This is a genomic window from Streptomyces diastatochromogenes (genome assembly GCF_002242805.1).
GTDB lineage: Bacteria > Actinomycetota > Actinomycetes > Streptomycetales > Streptomycetaceae > Streptomyces > Streptomyces diastatochromogenes.
On record NZ_MCGQ01000038.1, the window covers coordinates 44,533 to 60,952 of the forward strand.

The following is a 16,420-nucleotide window of genomic DNA, read 5'->3' on the forward strand; positions in this document are numbered from 1 at the left end:
CCACAGAATGCCTCCTCATGGGACATCTGGAAGCCGCGCACCTCGAGTACCACCTCCCCGACGGGAGGACGCTGCTCGGCGATGTCTCCTTCCGGGTCGGCGAAGGGGCGTCCGTCGCCCTGGTCGGCCCGAACGGCGCCGGCAAGACGACCCTCCTGCGCCTGATCTCCGGCGAGCTGAAGCCGCACGGCGGCACGGTCACCGTCAGCGGCGGCCTCGGTGTGATGCGCCAGTTCGTGGGCTCCGTACGGGACGAGTCGACCGTCCGCGACCTGCTCGTCTCCGTCGCCCCGCCGCGCATCCGCGAGGCCGCCGGGGCCGTGGACCGGGCCGAGCACGCCCTCATGACCGTCGACGACGAGGCCGCCCAGCTGGCCTACGCCCAGGCCCTCGCCGACTGGGCCGAGGTACGCGGCTACGAGGCCGAGACCCTGTGGGACATGTGCACCACCGCCGCACTCGGCATGCCGTACGAGCGGGCCCAGTGGCGGCAGGTGCGCACCCTCTCCGGCGGCGAGCAGAAGCGTCTCGTGCTGGAGGCGCTGCTGCGCGGCACCGACGAGGTCCTGCTGCTGGACGAGCCGGACAACTACCTGGACGTGCCCGGCAAGCGCTGGCTGGAGCAGCAGCTGAAGGAGACCCGCAAGACGGTCCTGTTCGTCTCCCACGACCGCGAACTCCTCGCCCGCGCCGCCGCGAAGATCGTCTCCGTGGAGCCCGGCCCGGCCGGCGCCGACGCCTGGGTGCACGGCGGCGGCTTCGCCACCTACCACGAGGCCCGCCGTGAACGCTTCGCCCGCTTCGAGGAGTTGCGCCGCCGCTGGGACGAGAAGCACGCCCAGCTGAAGAAGCTGGTGCTCAACCTCCGCCAGGCGGCCTCCATCAGCCACGAGCTGGCGTCCCGCTACCAGGCCGCGCAGACCCGCCTGCGCAAGTTCGAGGAGGCCGGGCCGCCGCCCGAGCCGCCGCGCGAGCAGGACATCACCATGCGGCTCAAGGGCGGCCGTACCGGCGTGCGGGCCGTCACCTGCGAGCAGCTGGAACTGACCGGCCTGATGAACCCCTTCGACCTGGAGGTCTTCTACGGCGAACGGGTCGCCGTGCTCGGCTCGAACGGCTCGGGCAAGTCGCACTTCCTGCGGCTGCTCGCCGGCGAGGACGTGGCGCACACCGGGCGGTGGAAACTCGGCGCGCGGGTCGTCCCCGGCCACTTCGCCCAGACCCACGCCCACCCCGAGCTGCAGGGCCGCACCCTGCTCGACATCCTGTGGAAGGAACACTCACAGGACCGGGGCGCGGCCATGTCCCGGCTGCGCCGCTACGAGCTGACCGGCCAGGCCGAGCAGCCCTTCGACCGGCTCTCGGGCGGCCAGCAGGCCCGCTTCCAGATCCTTCTGCTGGAACTCCAGGGAGTCACCGCGCTGCTGCTGGACGAGCCGACCGACAACCTCGACCTGGAGTCCGCCGAGGCTCTCCAGGAGGGGCTGGAGGCTTTCGACGGCACGGTCCTCGCGGTCACCCACGACCGCTGGTTCGCCCGCTCCTTCGACCGCTTCCTGGTCTTCGGCAGCGACGGCCGGGTCCGCGAGACCCCGGAGCCGGTCTGGGACGAACGCCGGGTGGAACGGGCCCGGTAGCCGCGTGGCTCCGCCGGAGGGCCCGGGGAGCCGGATGTTCGTACAGTGGACTCAGGAAACGAGCTCCACGGCTCCCTCCCGGAAACGCTCGGGGGCAGTGCGCGCCCGGGCGGGTACCCGAACCGGATGAACGAACACGACGAGCGGGGCACCACCATGACCGGAGTCGACCCCAGCCGGCTGGACGACCAGCAGCTCATGAAAGAGCTGGAGACGATCCACCGCACGCGCCACGACACCCTCCTGTACGGCTCGAACGACGCGCTACGGGCCCACAACGAGCGCATGGCGCAGCTCGAGGGCGAGTACCTGCGCCGCAACCCGCGCCGCCTCGTCAGCGCGGGCCGCACCCGCGAGGGCGCCCGTGAGCGCGGTTGCGGCGAGGCGGCGACTCCGGGCACGTCCGGCAGCTGAGGCGGCCGTAGGGTCCGGTGCCTGAGCGGCCGCACGGTCCGGTGTCTGAGGCGGCCGCACGCGGCACGGGTCAGGCCGCCACGCCGGAGAGGACCCGCAGGAACGCGTCGCAGAACGCCTTCAGGTCGCGCGGCCTGCGGCTGGTCACGAGCGTGTTCGGGCCGTTGTCGCAGATCGTCACCTCCTCGTCCACCCAGATGCCACCCGCGTTGCGGATGTCCGTCCGCAGGCTCGGCCAGGAGGTCAGCGTCCGGCCGCGTACGACATCCGCCTCGACCAGCGTCCACGGGGCGTGGCAGATCGCGGCGACGGGCCGGCCCCGGTCGAAGAACTCCCGCACGAAGGCCACGGCTCCCTCGTCCATGCGCAGGAAGTCGGGACTGGCCAGGCCACCCGGCAGGACCAGCGCGTCGAAGGCGTCGGCCGAGGTCCGGCCCACCACCTCGTCCACGGGGAACGCGTCCGCCCTGTCCAGGTGGTGGAAGGCCCGGACCTGGCCGGCCCGCGTCGACACGAGGACCGGCTCATGGCCGTGGGACCGCACGGCCTTCCACGGCTGGGCCAGTTCGATCTGCTCGACGCCCTCGGGCGCCACCAGAAACGCGATGCGCATGCGCATGACTCCTCACCAGCTCCTCACCTGCTCCTCCCGGTGCGCGCAGCGCTCTGGTCCCGGCTCGTCAGCCGCCCGCCAGCGCCTCGGCCAGCTGCTGCACATTGGCGTACCGATGCGAGCGCGGCAGGCCGGACACCGCGTCGATCAGCGCGCCCGGTGCGTTGCCCCGGCGCAGGGCCCGGGCCAGCTCGTGCGCGTCGGCGGGGAAGGCGTGCCGGTTCAGGTTCCGGGCCAGCGCCAGCCGTACCCGTTCCAGCGACGCCGGTGATCCGAGGCCGCCCACCGGCCCGCTCCAGACCTCCGGGTCGTCGTCGGCGGTCGGTTCCGGATCGTGCCATTCCTCGGTGCGTGTCGGGTGCCCTGACCTGAGCAGCTCCTGCAGCTCGTGTTTCATCTCGTCGTCCCGGTGGACGCTCAGTCGGTCACTGCCTCGCTGCATGACTTCCTCCAGAGGGTCGAGGGTCAGCACCTCCCGAGTCACCTGCACGGGGGGCGGAAAACCTGTGTCGAGCCGTTCGGCGGCCGTTGCCTTCAGGTCACCCGTTAGGCCGTTCGCGTCCCGCGAATGGGGCCCGGCCGCGCGCGCGGCGGCGTCCGCCGGGCTGTGATGGCAGCGAGGGCACGACAGCCGTGTCCCGCAGGGCACGAGAGCCGTGTCCCGTGGCCGTACCGCCGAGGGAGCCCGCCCCATGCGCCGCACCGCCCGTGCTCTGTCCGTCGCCCTCCTGGCCGGGGCCGCGCTCGTCATAGCGGGGCCCGCCGCGTCCGCGGACCCCACGCCCGGGGCCAGCCCCGGTGCCGTCCAGCCCGATGGCACGCCCAGTGTGTCCGTGCCGTGCGATGCCCTCGCCGGACTGGTACCGGACACCACGGACGCCGCGCCTCCGGCCTCTGCGGACGGCAGCGCGCAGTGTGACGACGGACAGGGGATGGGGCAGGGGCGGGGACTGGGCCAGGGCGAGACGCCGGGGCTGGTGCCGGGGGAGCGGGAGGATCCGGGGGCGGGGCAGGAGACGGGGCAGCCGCAGTGGCAGGAGCCTGGGACGTCGCAGGGGCAGGGGCGAGAGCAGGGTCAAGGGCAGGGCCAGGGGCAGGGCCAGGGCCAGGGGCAGGGGCAGGGGCAGGGGCAGGGGCAGGGACAGCGGCCGGATCAGGGGCGGGAGTGCCAGGGAGGCACGCGCACCTGTTCCGACGGGGCCGCCCAGTGCCGCGAGCCCGGGCAGTGTCACGGGGACGACGGCGACGGACAGAAGTGCGCGGCGGCGCGGTCGTGCACCGATGACCACCAGTGCGAGGACTCCCACGGCGACTTTCACGACGACTCCCACGGCGCGGCCGACGACGGCGACTGCGGCCGGGCGACGGGAGGGCACGGGGTCGAGGCAGGGACGGGTGGATCCTTCAGCGACTCGGTTCCGGCGCTGGTCGCGGGCGGTGTGCTGATCGCCACCGCCTGCGCGGGAGCCGGCTACCGGCTGTGCGGCCGTAGGAGGTCCATGGACGGCTGACGCGGGCCCCGGGCCGGGGCCCGTGACAGGGACCAGATCCGGTCACCGGCCATGGCGGGCCGTCCGCCGGGTACACATCCCGAGGGCACGACGGCAGGCACCACACGCACCAGCCGGCCACACAGCCGGCATCACAGGAGAAGGCACACCAGCAGGCACGGGAACAGCCGACGAGGAGAGTCAGGAGAGCACGGCCCGGACGGGAACACCACACGGCACCACGGACTGCGCGGAGGCGGACATGCGGCGGACGTACCCGGAGGGCCACGGCCCGGTCCGCTACGGGCCTCCGCTGCCCGGCGACGGCCTGCCGGTCCTCCCGGAACTCTCCGCCGTCCTGGCCGCCGCGGCGGGCCGCGCCGAGGCGCAGCCGGTCGGCGGCGCCCCCGCACTGCTGGAGGCGGCCTGCGGCTACTGGACCCGGCGCGGACTGCCCTGCGTCCCCGACCGGGTGGCCGCCGGACCCGGCGCCCCCCAGCTGCTGCTGGCCCTGACCGCCGCGGTCGCCGGTGACACCGGTGACGTGCTCGTGCCCCGGCCGTGCGCCGCCTGGTGGGCGCCCTACGCCCGCCTGCTCGGGAGGCCCGTCTTCTCCGTGCCGACCCCGGCCGAGAGCGGCGGGGTCCCCGACCCCTACGCCCTGCTGGAGACCGTCCGCAGGGTCCGTACCGAGGGCGGGGACCCCCGGCTGCTGGTGCTGTCCGTCGCCGACGACCCCACCGCCACCGTCGCCCCGCCCGAACTGCTGCACGAGACCGTCGAGGCGGCGGCCGCCGAGGGCCTGCACCTGGTCAGCGACGAGACCTGGCGCGACACCGTGCACGACCCGCACCAGACGGTCCTGCTCAGCCCCGCCGAGATGGTGCCCGACGGGGTCACCGTCGTCACCGACCTGGCCGGTGCCCTGCTGCCGACCGGCTGGCCCGCGGCCGTCGCCCGCTTCCCCGCGGGAGAGACGGGGGAGCACCTTCACGCGCGCGTGCTCGACATCCTCACCGCGCTCGGTGCCCGGATCGCCGCACCGGTCGCCGCGGCAGCCGGGTACGCCCTCGACGAACCCGCGCCCGTCACCGAGCGCCGCGAAGCCGCCGTACGCCTGCACGCGCGCGTGGCGGCCGCCGTGCACGGCGAGGTCGTCGCGGCCGGCGGGCTCGCCCGGCCGCCGCAGACAGGCCGCCATCTGTACGCCGACCTCGGCCCGTTGCGCGAGGCGCTCGCCGAGCGGGGCGTCGGCGACGCCCAGGAACTGGAGGACCTCCTCACCGCCCGGCTCGGCATGCCCGCGCCCGGCGGCCACCGCTTCGGCGACGACCTCGGGGCGCTGCGCGTACGGCTCGCCACGGGGCCCCTGCTGGGCGGCACGGACGAGGAGCGCACGGAATGTCTCACGTCACCCTCACCGTTGGAACTGCCACACGTGCAACGCGCGTTGATGTCCTTGAGGTCGGCCTTCGACGATCTCCGCGACGACGCTCAGCGACGGGAGCCTCCTCGATGACGCAGCAGACGCATGAGCCCGAGTCCGCCACCCCGACCGCGACGACGAGCACGCCCACGACCGCGACCTCGACCGGCGCCGAAGCCGGCGCCCCCGTGACCCCGACCCCCCTCGCGCCCCCGTTCCCTCCACTGGCCGAGCCCCGCCCGCTGGGCGAACACCGGGTGTGGCCGCGGACCTTCCACGACCGGCTCACCGCGCCCCTGCCCGGCCTCAAGGCCCTCGCCCGCTTCGCCCGCGAGGGCGCCGTACGCCCCGGTCCCGTGGGCCTCGCCGACATTGCCCGGCTCCCTTACGCCCCCGCCCCGTTGCCCCGCACGGGGACCCGCACGCTCGCCGTCACCTGGGCGGGACACGCCAGTTGGATCGTCCGGATCGGCGGGCTGACCGTCCTCACCGACCCCGTGTGGTCCCGCCGCATCCTCGGCACCCCGGCCCGCATCACCCCCGTCGGCGTCCCCTGGGAGGACCTGCCGCACGTGGACGCGGTCGTCATCAGCCACAACCACTACGACCACCTGGACGCCCCCACGCTGCGCCGACTCCCGCGCACCACACCGGTGTTCGTGCCCGCCGGCCTCGGCCGCTGGTTCCAGCGGCGCCGGTTCACCCACGTCACCGAGCTGGACTGGTGGGAGGGTGCCGAACTGTCCGGCGTCCGCTTCGACTTCGTGCCCGCCCACCACTGGTCCAAGCGCACCCTCACCGACACCTGCCACAGCCTCTGGGGCGGCTGGGTCCTCACCGACCGCGACGGACAACGCCTCTACTTCGCCGGGGACACCGGCTACGGCCACTGGTTCTCCCGCATCGGCCGCCGCTACCCCGGAATCGACCTGGCCCTCATGCCCATCGGCGCCTACGACCCCCGCTGGTGGCTCAGCGACGTCCACTGCGACCCGGAGGAGGCAGTCCAGGCCACCCAGGACCTGGGCGCCCGAAGAATGGCCCCGATGCACTGGGGCACGTTCATCCTCTCGGCAGAGCCGGTCCTGGAACCGCTCACCAGGGTGCAGACGGCCTGGGAGAAGGCGGGCCTGGATCGAGAGGACCTGTGGGATCTACCGGTAGGCGGCTCAAGAGTGCTGGACTGAACTCCCTATACCAACGGCGCTACCGCGAAACCCGCCGCACCAGACTCGGAACCACGCTGATCACCACCGTCAACCCCACCGCGGCCACCACCCCCTCCCAAGGCTCCGGAAACAGGGAACCCCCCAGAATCCCGATCACCTGATACGTCAACGCCCAAGCCAGACAAGCCGGCAGGTTCCCCCGACTGAACCGCCGCAAGGGCCACTCGGCCACCAGACAGGCCAACATCACCGGCAACCGCCCGGCCGGCACCAGCCGGGACAGCACCAGCACAGCCACCCCGTGCTCGGCCAACTTCTCCCGGGACTGAGCAAGCCGCTCCTCCGGAGCACGGGCCCGAATCGCCTCCAGCCACCGCGACCCGTTCCGCGACCGCATCCCCCGCTGCCCCAGCCAGTACAGCGTCGCATCCCCCAGAAAGGCCGCCAGCGAAGCCGTGACGAACACCAGCAGCAAAGAGAACGGCGCCGTCTGATGGAACGCCACCACCGCGGCCGAACTCACCAGCGCCCCTGTAGGCACCACCGGCACCAACGCCCCGATGAGCACCAGCAGGAACAAGGACGGATACCCGATCGCCTGCTGCGTCGACTCCCGCGGCACCGTGGACGTGGAAGCAGCGGCCAGCGCCACCGCGGCGGACCATCTCACCGCGCGACCTCCAGCCGCACACTTTCCCCGTGCCCGAGCTTGTGCACGGCCACCTGCGGCGCCGCCGCGGCCGCCAGGCGTACGAACTCGTCGCCCGGCGCGTGGAATTCGTGCGGGCGCACCGCGTCCATGCCGATCGGCCAGTACGTCCCGTAGTGCACCGGCACCGCGACCCGCGGCGCCAGCCGGGCCAGCGCCCGGGCCGCCCGCCCCGCGTCCAGGTGCCCCTCGCCGAGGTACGGCCCCCAGCCGCCCACCGGGAGCAGGGCCACGTCCACCGGCCCGACCTGCTCGGCCATGCCGTCGAACAGCCCCGTGTCCCCGGCGAAGTAGGTCCGCGCCTCGCCCTCGACGACGTATCCGAGCGCGGGGGAGCGGTGCGGGCCGACCGGCAGCCGGCGCCCGTCGTGCCGCGCGGGCACCGCCCGGACCACCAGGTCCCCGACCCGGACCGCGTCCCCCGGGCCCACCTCGGTGATCTCCAGATGCCGCAGCCGGCGCAGCCCGGGGACCGCCCGTCGTGCGCCCCGGGGCACGAGTAGGCGCGTGCCCGGGGCGAGGGCGGCCAGCGAGGGCACGTGCAGATGGTCGGCGTGCAGATGGGAGACGAGCGCCACGTCCGCGCGGTGGGCCTCGGCGGGGGGCACCGCGCCCCGGCGGCGGCGCAGATGCGCGAGCCTGCTCGCGAACAGGGGATCGGTGAGCACCCGTATGTTCGAATCCAGGAGCGTGCAGGTGGCGTGACCCCACCAGGTGATCTCCACCGGCACCTTCTTCGCCTCCTCGCGCGACTCCCCCGAAGCCTACGGGCAGGAGTAGGGTCGGCGGCGAAACCCGGAGGTGAGGGGGACGCCATGGGACAACTGCGGGGTGCCTCCGGCGGGCTCGCGCAGGTGCGGGTCACCGCCATCGCGAGCCTGACGCCTCTGGAGGAGCTGGAGGCGGACCCGTTCCTGGTCGACTCCCGCAGCCAGCACGCCATGTGTGCCCGGTGGGCGGCGGAGCGCGGCTATGTGGTCGCGCGGGAACTTCTCGTCGGCGGGCTGCGTTTCGACCATTGCGCACTGTGGGACGGCGTACGGCCCGGTGTGGACGTGTTCGTCGCACCCAGCCGGCGCGTGCTGGAGCGTGCCCTGTCCTCGGTGGAGGAGTTCACCGCCGAGTGCGCGCGGCGCGGGGTGCGGGTGGAGACGGTGGGGCGGGCCGAGCCGTCGTACGACGCGCAGATGAAGGCGCGGGTGCACCGCAGGCTGTCCATGCCGACGGCGGGCTACGACGGGCGGTGAGGGCTCGTCGCCCCGCCCGGCCGGGCTCCGTCCCGTGTGACAAGGTGGAGTGAGGCCCGGTGACCGAGCGGGCCGGGACGCGAGGTGCAGGGGGCGTGCGGGGCGTGCGGTGGCGGCGGATCGCCAGTCAGATCGGGCGGAGCGTCACGGTGTGGGCGGTCTCCACGCTCACGATGCTCGTGCTCGCCGGCCTCCTGCCCGACTTCAGGCTCCAGTCCGCCGACGGCGACAGCGCCACGCAGATAGCCGTCACCGCCGCGTGCGGGGCCGGGGCCTTCGGTCTGCTCTCGGCCGTGGTGTGGCCGCTCCTGGTACGGCTGCTGCTGCTCGTGCCCGCGTTCGTCCTCGGCCTGCTGGTCTTCTTCCTCAACGGTTCCCTGCTGCTGCTCGCCCTGCGCATCAACCCCTCCGGACGGGGCGAGGTCGCCCCGGAGACCGCCGTCATCGTGGCCGCCGTGATGTCCGCCGTCGCCTCGGCCACCGGCGCCGCCCTCGCCGTACGCGACGACGACGCCTACCGCCGCCGGCTGCTGCGGCTGGCCGACCGCCGCCGCAGAGCCGGTCCGCCGTGCGCGGCCACGCCCGGCCTGGTCTGCGTCCAGCTCGACGGCGTCGGCCACGACGTGCTGACCGATGCCGTCCGCAAGGGCCTGATGCCGACCGTCGGCCGCTGGCTGGCGACAGGTGACGGTGAGCAGGAGGCCGTTGGCGGTACGCGGGAGGCGGTCGACGGTACGCAGGAGTCCGTCGACCGTACGCGGGAGGCGGTCGACCGTATACAGCCGACCCACCGGCTCGCCCCCTGGCGTACCGACTGGTCCAGCCAGACCGGCGCCAGTCAGCTCGGCATCCTGCACGGCAGCACCTTCGACGTGCCGGCCTTCCGCTGGTACGAGAAGGACCGGGGCGAGGTGATGGTGTGCAACCGGCCGACGAGCGCCGCCGAACTGCAGCACCGCGCCATACTGCATACAGGCGACGGTGGACTGCTCACCGTCGACGGAGCCAGCCGAGGCAACCTGTTCGGCGGCGGCGCGGGCGAACAGGCCCTCGTGCTGTCCATCGCCACCCGCCGCCGCGGCCGGGACAACCGCTCCCGCGCGGGCTACTTCGCCTACTTCTCCGACCCCGCCAACGCGGTGCGCACCGCCCTGTCCTTCGTCGCCGAGGTCGCCCGCGAGATCGTCCAGTCCACCCGGGCCCGCATCCGCAGACAGCGGCCCCGCGTGAGCCGCGGCGGCCTCTACCCCTTCGTGCGCGCCTTCGCCACCGTCGTCGAACGGGACGTCGTGGTCGCCGCCGTGATGGGCGACCTGCTCGTCGGCCGCACCTCCGTCTACGCCGACCTCGTCGCCTACGACGAGGTCGCCCACCACTCCGGACCGCGCAGCCGGGACGCCGAGAAGGTCCTGCAGCGCCTGGACCGGTCCCTCGCGCTCATCGAGAAGGCCGCCGAACACGCCCCGCGCCCCTACCGGATCGTCGTCCTGTCCGACCACGGCCAGAGCCCCGGCGAGACCTTCCGCGCCCGCTACGGCCTCACCCTCACCGACCTCGTCCGCGCCGGCTGCGGACTGCCCGTGCCCCGCCGGGCCGAGCGGACGCACAGCGGCGCCGAGGCCCGCACCGCCGTCCGCGCGGCCCTGCGCCGCCCCGTGGAGGAGAAGGGCGAGCAGCACCGGCCCGCCCGGAACTCCGAGCCGATCGTGCTGGCCTCCGGCAACCTCGGCCTGGTCTCCTTCCCGGACGTGCCGCACCGCATGACCAAGGAGGAGATCGAGGCCCGCCACCCCGCCCTGCTCACCACCCTCGCCAACCACCCCGGCATCGGCTTCCTGCTGGTGCGCAGCGAGGAACACGACGGCGTGCTGCTCGGCCCGTACGGCACCGAGATCCCGCTGGCCGACCTGGACCACCAGCCCGGCCCGCTGGCCCGGTTCGGCCCCGGCGCCGCCGACGCCGTGCGCCGCACCCACTCCTTCCCGCACACCGCCGACATCATGGTCAACTCCCTCCACGACCCCGCCGACGGCGAAGTCCTCGCCTTCGAGGAGCAGATCGGCTCCCACGGCGGCCTCGGCGGCGCCCAGTCCCACCCCTTCCTGCTCTCCCCGCTCACCCTGTCCGCGCCGGACGGGGAACTGACCGGCGCCGAGGACGTGCACCACGTACTGCGCGGGTGGCTGAGCGAGCTGAACGGACCCCAGGTGCCGATCACCGAGGCGGCGGAGGAGGAGCGGGCCGCCTGAAATTCGGCTGCGCCCGAGGGGACGTACACCCACACTGTTCGAGTCGCACATCCTCGAACATCCCCAAGGAGCCTCTGCTTTGCAGGCTGCCGTCACGGTCACCCCTGCCCGTCTCCCCGAGCTGCTGCTCGGCCTCGCCACCGTCCGGCCCGTTTTCGTCTGGGGCGCCCCCGGCATCGGAAAGTCCTCCCTGGTACGGGAGTTCGCCGCCTCGCTCGGACTGGAGTGCGTGAGCCTGCTCGGCACCCAGCTCGCCCCCGAGGACCTGATCGGTGTGCCGCAGATCCGCGACGGGCGCTCCGTCTTCTGCCCGCCGGAGACCATCGCCCGGGACGAGCCGTACTGCCTGTTCCTGGACGAGCTGAACGCGGCCACCCCGGACGTGCAGAAGGCCTTCTACTCGCTCATCCTCGACCGCCGCATCGGCAGCTACGAGCTGCCCGAGGGATCCATCGTCATCGGCGCCGGCAACCGCGCCACCGACAACGCCCTCGCCCGGCCCATCGCCTCCGCCCTGGTCAACCGGCTCGCCCACGTCCATCTCGAGGCCTCCCCGAAGGACTGGCTCGCCTGGGCCGCGGGCCACGGCATCCACCCGTGGATCCTGGACCACCTCACCGACCGGCCCGACCACCTGTGGTCCAAGCCGCCGAAGACCGAGGAGCCCTTTTCCACGCCCCGCTCCTGGCACATGCTCTCCGACGCCCTGCACTCCTTCGGAGACGACCTCGACGAGCCCACCCTGAGCGTCCTCGCGCACGGCACCCTCACCCCCACGCACGCCACCGCCTTCTGCGGCTACGTCAAGATCGTCCGCAGCCGGTTCGGCATCGAGGCGATCCTCAAGGGCGACGCCCGCTGGCCGCACCGCCTGGAGGACCGCGACCTGCTGTACTACCTCGCCGAGTCCTTCCGCGGCCGCCTGGTCAAGGAGCTGCCGGTCAGCAAGGAGCACATGTCGGCCAACGGCCGGCAGACCGCCTACCGCGCCAAGTCCCTGCTGGTGCAGCTCGCCGAGATCTCCGTCGAGGTCGCCCAGAGCGTCATCGCCTCCGACGCCGACGGCAACCCCGTCCTGCCCGGCTGGTTCCTCATCGAGGCCGCCCGGGACATGCCCCGGCTGGTCGAGGCCCGGCGATGAGCAGCCGCGGCGCGAAGACCAAGAAGAAGCCGGATCCGGCCGCCGAGGACTGCGCCAAGGGTGTCCAGCTGGTGTGGGCCAACCCGGCGCTCGCCGCGATCGAGGCCGACCTGTGCCGCCGTGAGGACTGCTCCGCCTCGCCCCGCCAGGGCCTGGTCCGCATCGACTCCGGCGGCCGCGTCCACCTGCACCCCACCCGCCGGGCGGAGCCCGACGAGTGGGCCTGGGCCATCGCCCACGGCCTGATCCACCTCGGCTTCGGACACGTCCCCGCCGCCAAGGGCGAACGCGTCCAGCCGGACCGCTACGACCTCGCCGCGCGCTGCGCCGTCGTCAATCGCTTCCTGCTCACCTTCCCCGTCGGCCGCACCCCCGACGACCTCCCCGCCTCCTACCCCGACGGCGACGAGGAGCGGATCGCCGCCCGCTGGCGCCGCGACGAGCACATCCCGGCCCGGTACGAGCGCTGCGGCACGGCCGGCACCGAACCCGACCAGCTCCTCGTGCCCTGGACCGGATACCTCCAGAAGCCCCCCGACTGGCAGCTCGCCTTCGCCCACGGTCTCACCCGCACCATGGCCACCGCCATGGATCTGGCCGGCGGCCGCCGCGACTCCATGACCGGCGGCCCCACCCGGCTGCGCCCCTGGGAGCGGGCCCTGAGCTGGTTCGTCTCCTCCTACCCGCTCCTCGGTGGCATCGCGGCCGGCATCACCCTGGTCGCCGACGCCGAACTCGCCCGCGCCCACGGCATCGCCGTCGCCGCCGTCAACGCCGAGGCCGGCGAGATCTACGTCAACCCGCTGCGCACCTTCGAGGACGAGGAGTGGCGGTTCATCCTCGCCCACGAGATGCTGCACGCCGCCCTGCACCACGGCGACCGCTGCGGCACCCGCGACCCCTACCTGTTCAACGTCGCCTGCGACTACGTCATCAACGGCTGGCTCGCCGAGATGCAGGTCGGCACCATGCCCGACGGACTGCTGCACGACCCGCAGCTGGCGGGTCTGTCCGCCGAGGAGGTCTACGACCGGATCGCCGGCGACCTGCGCCGCATGCGCCGGCTCGCCACCCTGCGCGGCAAGGGCCTCGGCGACGTCCTCGGCGCCCCGCTCGGCCCGCCCGGCGCTCCCGTCGACCTGGACGAGTTCTACCGCCGCGGCCTGGTCCGGGGCCTGGATCTGCACCAGGGGCAGGAACGGGGCTTCCTGCCCGGCGGGCTGGTCGAGGAGATCCGCGCGCTCAGCCACCCGCCGCTGCCCTGGGACGCCCGACTGGCCCGCTGGTTCGACGAGTTCGTGCCGAGCCCGCAGCCGGTCCGGTCCTACGCCCGTCCCTCGCGCCGCCAGTCCGCCACCCCCGACATCCCCCGCGCGGGCCGCTACTTCCCGCCCGAGGAGATCGCCCGCTGCACCTTCGGTGTCGTCCTCGACACCTCCGGCTCCATGGACCGCACCCTGCTCGGCAAGGCCCTCGGCGCCATCGCCTCCTACGCCGAGGCCCGCGACGTACCGGCCGCCCGCGTGGTGTTCTGCGACGCCGCCCCGCACGACGCGGGCTATGTACCGGTCACCGAGATCGCCGGCCGGGTACGGGTGCACGGGCGCGGCGGTACGGTCCTGCAGCCCGGTATCGACCTGCTGCACCGCGCCGACGACTTCCCGCCGGGCGCACCGGTGCTGGTGATCACCGACGGCTGGTGCGACGTGCTGCGGGTTCGGCGCGAGCACGCCTATCTGATCCCGCAGGGTGGTCGCCTTCCGTTCACCCCGCGTGGCCCGGTCTTCAGGGTGCGGTGAGCCCGGATGTGATCGGATGGGGAACGCAGGAACCCGCACACGGGACCCACACGCGAAAGGAACCACCGTGGCCACCACGCGCACCGCACACACCGTCTGGGAAGGCGACCTGCTCCACGGCAAGGGCGACATCACCTTCGACTCCTCCGGCATCGCGGGTCAGCCGGTGACGTGGGCCTCGCGCTCCCAGGAGGCGAACGGCAAGACCAGCCCGGAGGAGCTGATCGCGGCCGCCCACTCCAGCTGCTTCTCCATGGCGCTCTCGCACGCCCTGGCCGGCGCCGGCACCCCGCCCACCCGCCTGGAGACCAACGCCGACGTCACCTTCCAGCCCGGCGAGGGCATCACCGGCATCCACCTCACCGTCCGCGGCGAGGTGCCGGGCCTGGACGCGGAGGGCTTCGCCTCGGCGGCCGAGGACGCCAAGAAGAACTGCCCGGTCAGCCAGGCCCTGACCGGTACGACCATCACCCTGACGGCCGAGCTGGCCTGACCGCCGTACGACCTCCACGATGCCGCGCTCCCCCGCAGGGGCGCGGCATCGCCGTTTCCGGGTATTCGTCCATTGACAGCGCCGTACGCGCGCTTTGTGCTGGAAGGGTGCGAGGCGCCCTGGCGGAAGGGAACGGACCATGGCACGTGCGGTCGGGATCGATCTCGGGACGACGAACTCGGTGGTGGCCGTCCTGGAGGGCGGCGAGCCCACCGTCGTCACCAACGCGGAGGGCGCGCGGACGACCCCCTCCGTGGTGGCGTTCGCGAAGAACGGCGAGGTGCTGGTCGGCGAGGTCGCCAAACGGCAGGCCGTGACGAACGTGGAGCGCACCGCCCGCTCGGTGAAGCGGCACATGGGCGACGGGGGCTGGCGCTTCCCCGAGCAGGGCACGGTGGACGGCGCCCGGCTGCGCGCCCAGGAGCTGTCGGCGCGGGTGCTGCAGAAGCTGAAGCGGGACGCGGAGGCCTACCTCGGCGAGGACGTCACGGACGCGGTGATCACCGTACCCGCGTACTTCGACGACGCCCAGCGGCAGGCGACCAAGGAGGCCGGGGAGATCGCCGGCCTGAAGGTGCTGCGGATCATCAACGAGCCCACGGCCGCCGCCCTCGCCTACGGCCTGGACCGCGGCGAGGAGCAGACCGTGCTCGTCTTCGACCTGGGCGGCGGCACCTTCGACGTGTCCCTGCTGGAGATCGGCGACGGCGTCATCGAGGTGAAGGCCACCAACGGCGACACCCACCTCGGCGGCGACGACTGGGACCAGCGGGTCGTCGACCACCTGGTCAAGCGGTTCAAGGGGCAGTACGGCATCGACCTCGGCGGCGACAAGATGGCGGTGCAGCGGCTGCGCGAGGCCGCGGAGAAGGCCAAGATCGAGCTGTCCTCGTCCTCGGAGACCTCGATCAACCTGCCCTACATCACCGCCTCCGCCGAGGGCCCGCTGCACCTGGAGGAGAAGCTGACCCGCGCCCAGTTCCAGGAACTGACCGCGGACCTGCTGGACCGCTGCAAGACCCCCTTCCACCAGGCGGTCAAGGACGCCAACCTGAAGCTCTCCGCCATCGACCACGTCATCCTCGTCGGCGGCTCGACCCGGATGCCCGCGGTCACCGAACTGGTCAAGGAGCTGACCGGCAAGGACCCGCACAAGGGCGTCAACCCCGACGAGGTGGTGGCGGTCGGCGCCACCCTCCAGGCGGGCGTGCTCCGCGGCGACGTCAAGGACGTCCTCCTCCTGGACGTCACCCCGCTGTCCCTGGGCATCGAGACCAAGGGCGGCATCATGACCAAGCTGATCGAGCGGAACACCACGATCCCGACCCGCCGTTCGGAGATCTTCACCACCGCCACCGACAACCAGCCCTCGGTCGGCATCCAGGTGTACCAGGGCGAACGCGAGATCGCCGCCTACAACAAGAAGCTCGGCGTCTTCGACCTCACCGGCCTGCCGCCCGCCCCGCGCGGCGTCCCGCAGATCGAGGTGGCCTTCGACATCGACGCCAACGGCATCATGCACGTCTCCGCGAAGGACCTCGCGACCGGACGGGAACAGAAGATGACCGTCACCGGCGGCTCCGCGCTCCCCAAGGACGACATCGACCGCATGATGCGGGAGGCCGAGCAGTACGCCGAGGACGACCGGCAGCGCAAGGAGGCCGCCGAGACCCGCAACCAGGCCGAGCAACTCGTCTACCAGACCGAGAAGTTCATCCGCGACAACCAGGACCGCGTGCCCGCCGACACCCGCACCGAGGTCGAGGAGGCGGCCACGGAACTCAAGACCCTGCTGGAGCAGAACGCCGACACGGCCGCCCTGCGCACGGGAGTCGAGAAACTCGCCACGGTCAGCCAGAAGATGGGGCAGGCCATGTACGCCCAGGCCCAGCCCTCGGCCTCCGCCGGTTCGGCCGGTTCGGCCGGTTCCGCCGAGGAACAGAGCACCGGGACCGACGAAGAAGGCGTGGTGGACGCGGAGATCGTCGACGACGAACGGGACACGAAGGGCGGCGCCGCCTAGTTGTCGCGCC

15 protein-coding genes are annotated in these 16,420 nt (G+C 73.1%); 11 read left to right on the forward strand and 4 right to left on the reverse strand.

Features of this window, described 5'->3' with window-relative positions:
- Positions 1 to 17 precede the first annotated feature (17 nt).
- Both BEK98_RS35490 and BEK98_RS35495 read left to right on the forward strand, forming a co-directional pair.
- Entirely contained in the window at positions 18 to 1,637 is a 1,620-nt protein-coding gene (locus BEK98_RS35490; protein WP_094220858.1) for an ABC-F family ATP-binding cassette domain-containing protein, read from the forward strand.
- Between the two features lie 126 nt (positions 1,638 to 1,763).
- Positions 1,764 to 2,051 (forward strand): DUF6158 family protein, encoded by a 288-nt coding sequence (locus BEK98_RS35495; protein ID WP_094220859.1) that lies wholly within the window; start codon positions 1,764 to 1,766, stop codon positions 2,049 to 2,051.
- A gap of 70 nt (positions 2,052 to 2,121) precedes the next feature.
- Here BEK98_RS35495 and BEK98_RS35500 read toward each other — a convergent pair whose 3' ends face one another.
- Together BEK98_RS35500 and BEK98_RS35505 are read right to left on the reverse strand one after the other, a co-directional pair.
- Positions 2,122 to 2,664, reverse strand: coding sequence for a type 1 glutamine amidotransferase domain-containing protein (locus BEK98_RS35500; protein WP_094220860.1), 543 nt, complete (start codon positions 2,662 to 2,664; stop codon positions 2,122 to 2,124).
- A 67-nt stretch (positions 2,665 to 2,731) separates the two neighbouring features.
- Positions 2,732 to 3,106 carry a DUF2795 domain-containing protein gene (locus BEK98_RS35505; RefSeq protein WP_094221008.1) on the reverse strand — a complete coding sequence of 125 codons (375 nt, stop codon included), beginning with the start codon at positions 3,104 to 3,106 and terminating at the stop codon, positions 2,732 to 2,734.
- A gap of 250 nt (positions 3,107 to 3,356) precedes the next feature.
- Here BEK98_RS35505 and BEK98_RS48715 point away from each other — a divergent pair, with 250 nt between their 5' ends.
- The 3 genes from BEK98_RS48715 to BEK98_RS35520 all read left to right on the forward strand — a co-directional run bounded on the left by BEK98_RS48715 (position 3,357) and on the right by BEK98_RS35520 (position 6,767).
- Positions 3,357 to 4,175, forward strand: coding sequence for a hypothetical protein (locus tag BEK98_RS48715; protein WP_143684199.1), 819 nt, complete (start codon positions 3,357 to 3,359; stop codon positions 4,173 to 4,175).
- Between the two features lie 241 nt (positions 4,176 to 4,416).
- Positions 4,417 to 5,673, forward strand: coding sequence for an aminotransferase class I/II-fold pyridoxal phosphate-dependent enzyme (locus BEK98_RS35515; protein WP_107428311.1), 1,257 nt, complete (start codon positions 4,417 to 4,419; stop codon positions 5,671 to 5,673).
- The gene (locus BEK98_RS35520) at positions 5,670 to 6,767 is read left to right on the forward strand and encodes an MBL fold metallo-hydrolase (protein ID WP_094220861.1); all 1,098 of its coding nucleotides are present in this window, start codon (positions 5,670 to 5,672) and stop codon (positions 6,765 to 6,767) included. The genes BEK98_RS35515 and BEK98_RS35520 overlap by 4 nt, the downstream gene beginning before the upstream one ends.
- A gap of 19 nt (positions 6,768 to 6,786) precedes the next feature.
- Here the strand turns inward: BEK98_RS35520 and BEK98_RS35525 are convergent, their stop codons facing one another.
- Positions 6,787 to 7,401, reverse strand: a complete 615-nt coding sequence (locus tag BEK98_RS35525; RefSeq protein WP_094221009.1) for a DedA family protein — start codon at positions 7,399 to 7,401, stop codon at positions 6,787 to 6,789.
- A gap of 14 nt (positions 7,402 to 7,415) precedes the next feature.
- The gene (locus BEK98_RS35530) at positions 7,416 to 8,189 is read right to left on the reverse strand and encodes an MBL fold metallo-hydrolase (RefSeq protein ID WP_094220862.1); all 774 of its coding nucleotides are present in this window, start codon (positions 8,187 to 8,189) and stop codon (positions 7,416 to 7,418) included.
- Positions 8,190 to 8,273: 84 nt separating this feature from the next.
- On the opposite strand from BEK98_RS35530, the gene BEK98_RS35535 reads away from it, so the two are divergent.
- From BEK98_RS35535 to dnaK, 6 genes are all read left to right on the forward strand, one after another.
- The gene (locus tag BEK98_RS35535; protein ID WP_094220863.1) at positions 8,274 to 8,705 is read left to right on the forward strand and encodes a hypothetical protein; all 432 of its coding nucleotides are present in this window, start codon (positions 8,274 to 8,276) and stop codon (positions 8,703 to 8,705) included.
- A 95-nt stretch (positions 8,706 to 8,800) separates the two neighbouring features.
- On the forward strand, positions 8,801 to 10,954 hold the full coding sequence (locus BEK98_RS35540) for a phage holin family protein (protein ID WP_094220864.1): 2,154 nt from the start codon (positions 8,801 to 8,803) through the stop codon (positions 10,952 to 10,954).
- Positions 10,955 to 11,033: 79 nt separating this feature from the next.
- Positions 11,034 to 12,095 carry an ATP-binding protein gene (locus tag BEK98_RS35545; protein WP_094220865.1) on the forward strand — a complete coding sequence of 354 codons (1,062 nt, stop codon included), beginning with the start codon at positions 11,034 to 11,036 and terminating at the stop codon, positions 12,093 to 12,095.
- Positions 12,092 to 13,894: a vWA domain-containing protein gene (locus tag BEK98_RS35550; protein WP_094220866.1), complete on the forward strand. Its 1,803-nt coding sequence runs from the start codon at positions 12,092 to 12,094 to the stop codon at positions 13,892 to 13,894. The genes BEK98_RS35545 and BEK98_RS35550 overlap by 4 nt, the downstream gene beginning before the upstream one ends.
- Positions 13,895 to 13,961: 67 nt before the next feature.
- Positions 13,962 to 14,387 (forward strand): OsmC family protein, encoded by a 426-nt coding sequence (locus BEK98_RS35555; protein WP_094220867.1) that lies wholly within the window; start codon positions 13,962 to 13,964, stop codon positions 14,385 to 14,387.
- A 139-nt stretch (positions 14,388 to 14,526) separates the two neighbouring features.
- Complete coding sequence (dnaK, locus tag BEK98_RS35560; RefSeq protein ID WP_094220868.1) at positions 14,527 to 16,410, forward strand: molecular chaperone DnaK; 1,884 nt, start codon at positions 14,527 to 14,529, stop codon at positions 16,408 to 16,410.
- Positions 16,411 to 16,420 lie beyond the last annotated feature (10 nt).

Coding starts and splice junctions, on each gene's coding strand:
- BEK98_RS35495 (WP_094220859.1), top strand. CDS start 1,764: ATGAACGAACACGACGAGCGGGGCACCACCATGACCGGAGTCGACCCC.
- BEK98_RS35550 (WP_094220866.1), top strand. CDS start 12,092: ATGAGCAGCCGCGGCGCGAAGACCAAGAAGAAGCCGGATCCGGCCGCC.
- BEK98_RS35520 (WP_094220861.1), top strand. CDS start 5,670: ATGACGCAGCAGACGCATGAGCCCGAGTCCGCCACCCCGACCGCGACG.
- dnaK (WP_094220868.1), top strand. CDS start 14,527: ATGGCACGTGCGGTCGGGATCGATCTCGGGACGACGAACTCGGTGGTG.
- BEK98_RS35500 (WP_094220860.1), bottom strand. CDS start 2,664: ATGCGCATCGCGTTTCTGGTGGCGCCCGAGGGCGTCGAGCAGATCGAA.
- BEK98_RS48715 (WP_143684199.1), top strand. CDS start 3,357: ATGCGCCGCACCGCCCGTGCTCTGTCCGTCGCCCTCCTGGCCGGGGCC.
- BEK98_RS35515 (WP_107428311.1), top strand. CDS start 4,417: ATGCGGCGGACGTACCCGGAGGGCCACGGCCCGGTCCGCTACGGGCCT.
- BEK98_RS35535 (WP_094220863.1), top strand. CDS start 8,274: ATGGGACAACTGCGGGGTGCCTCCGGCGGGCTCGCGCAGGTGCGGGTC.
- BEK98_RS35490 (WP_094220858.1), top strand. CDS start 18: ATGGGACATCTGGAAGCCGCGCACCTCGAGTACCACCTCCCCGACGGG.
- BEK98_RS35505 (WP_094221008.1), bottom strand. CDS start 3,106: ATGCAGCGAGGCAGTGACCGACTGAGCGTCCACCGGGACGACGAGATG.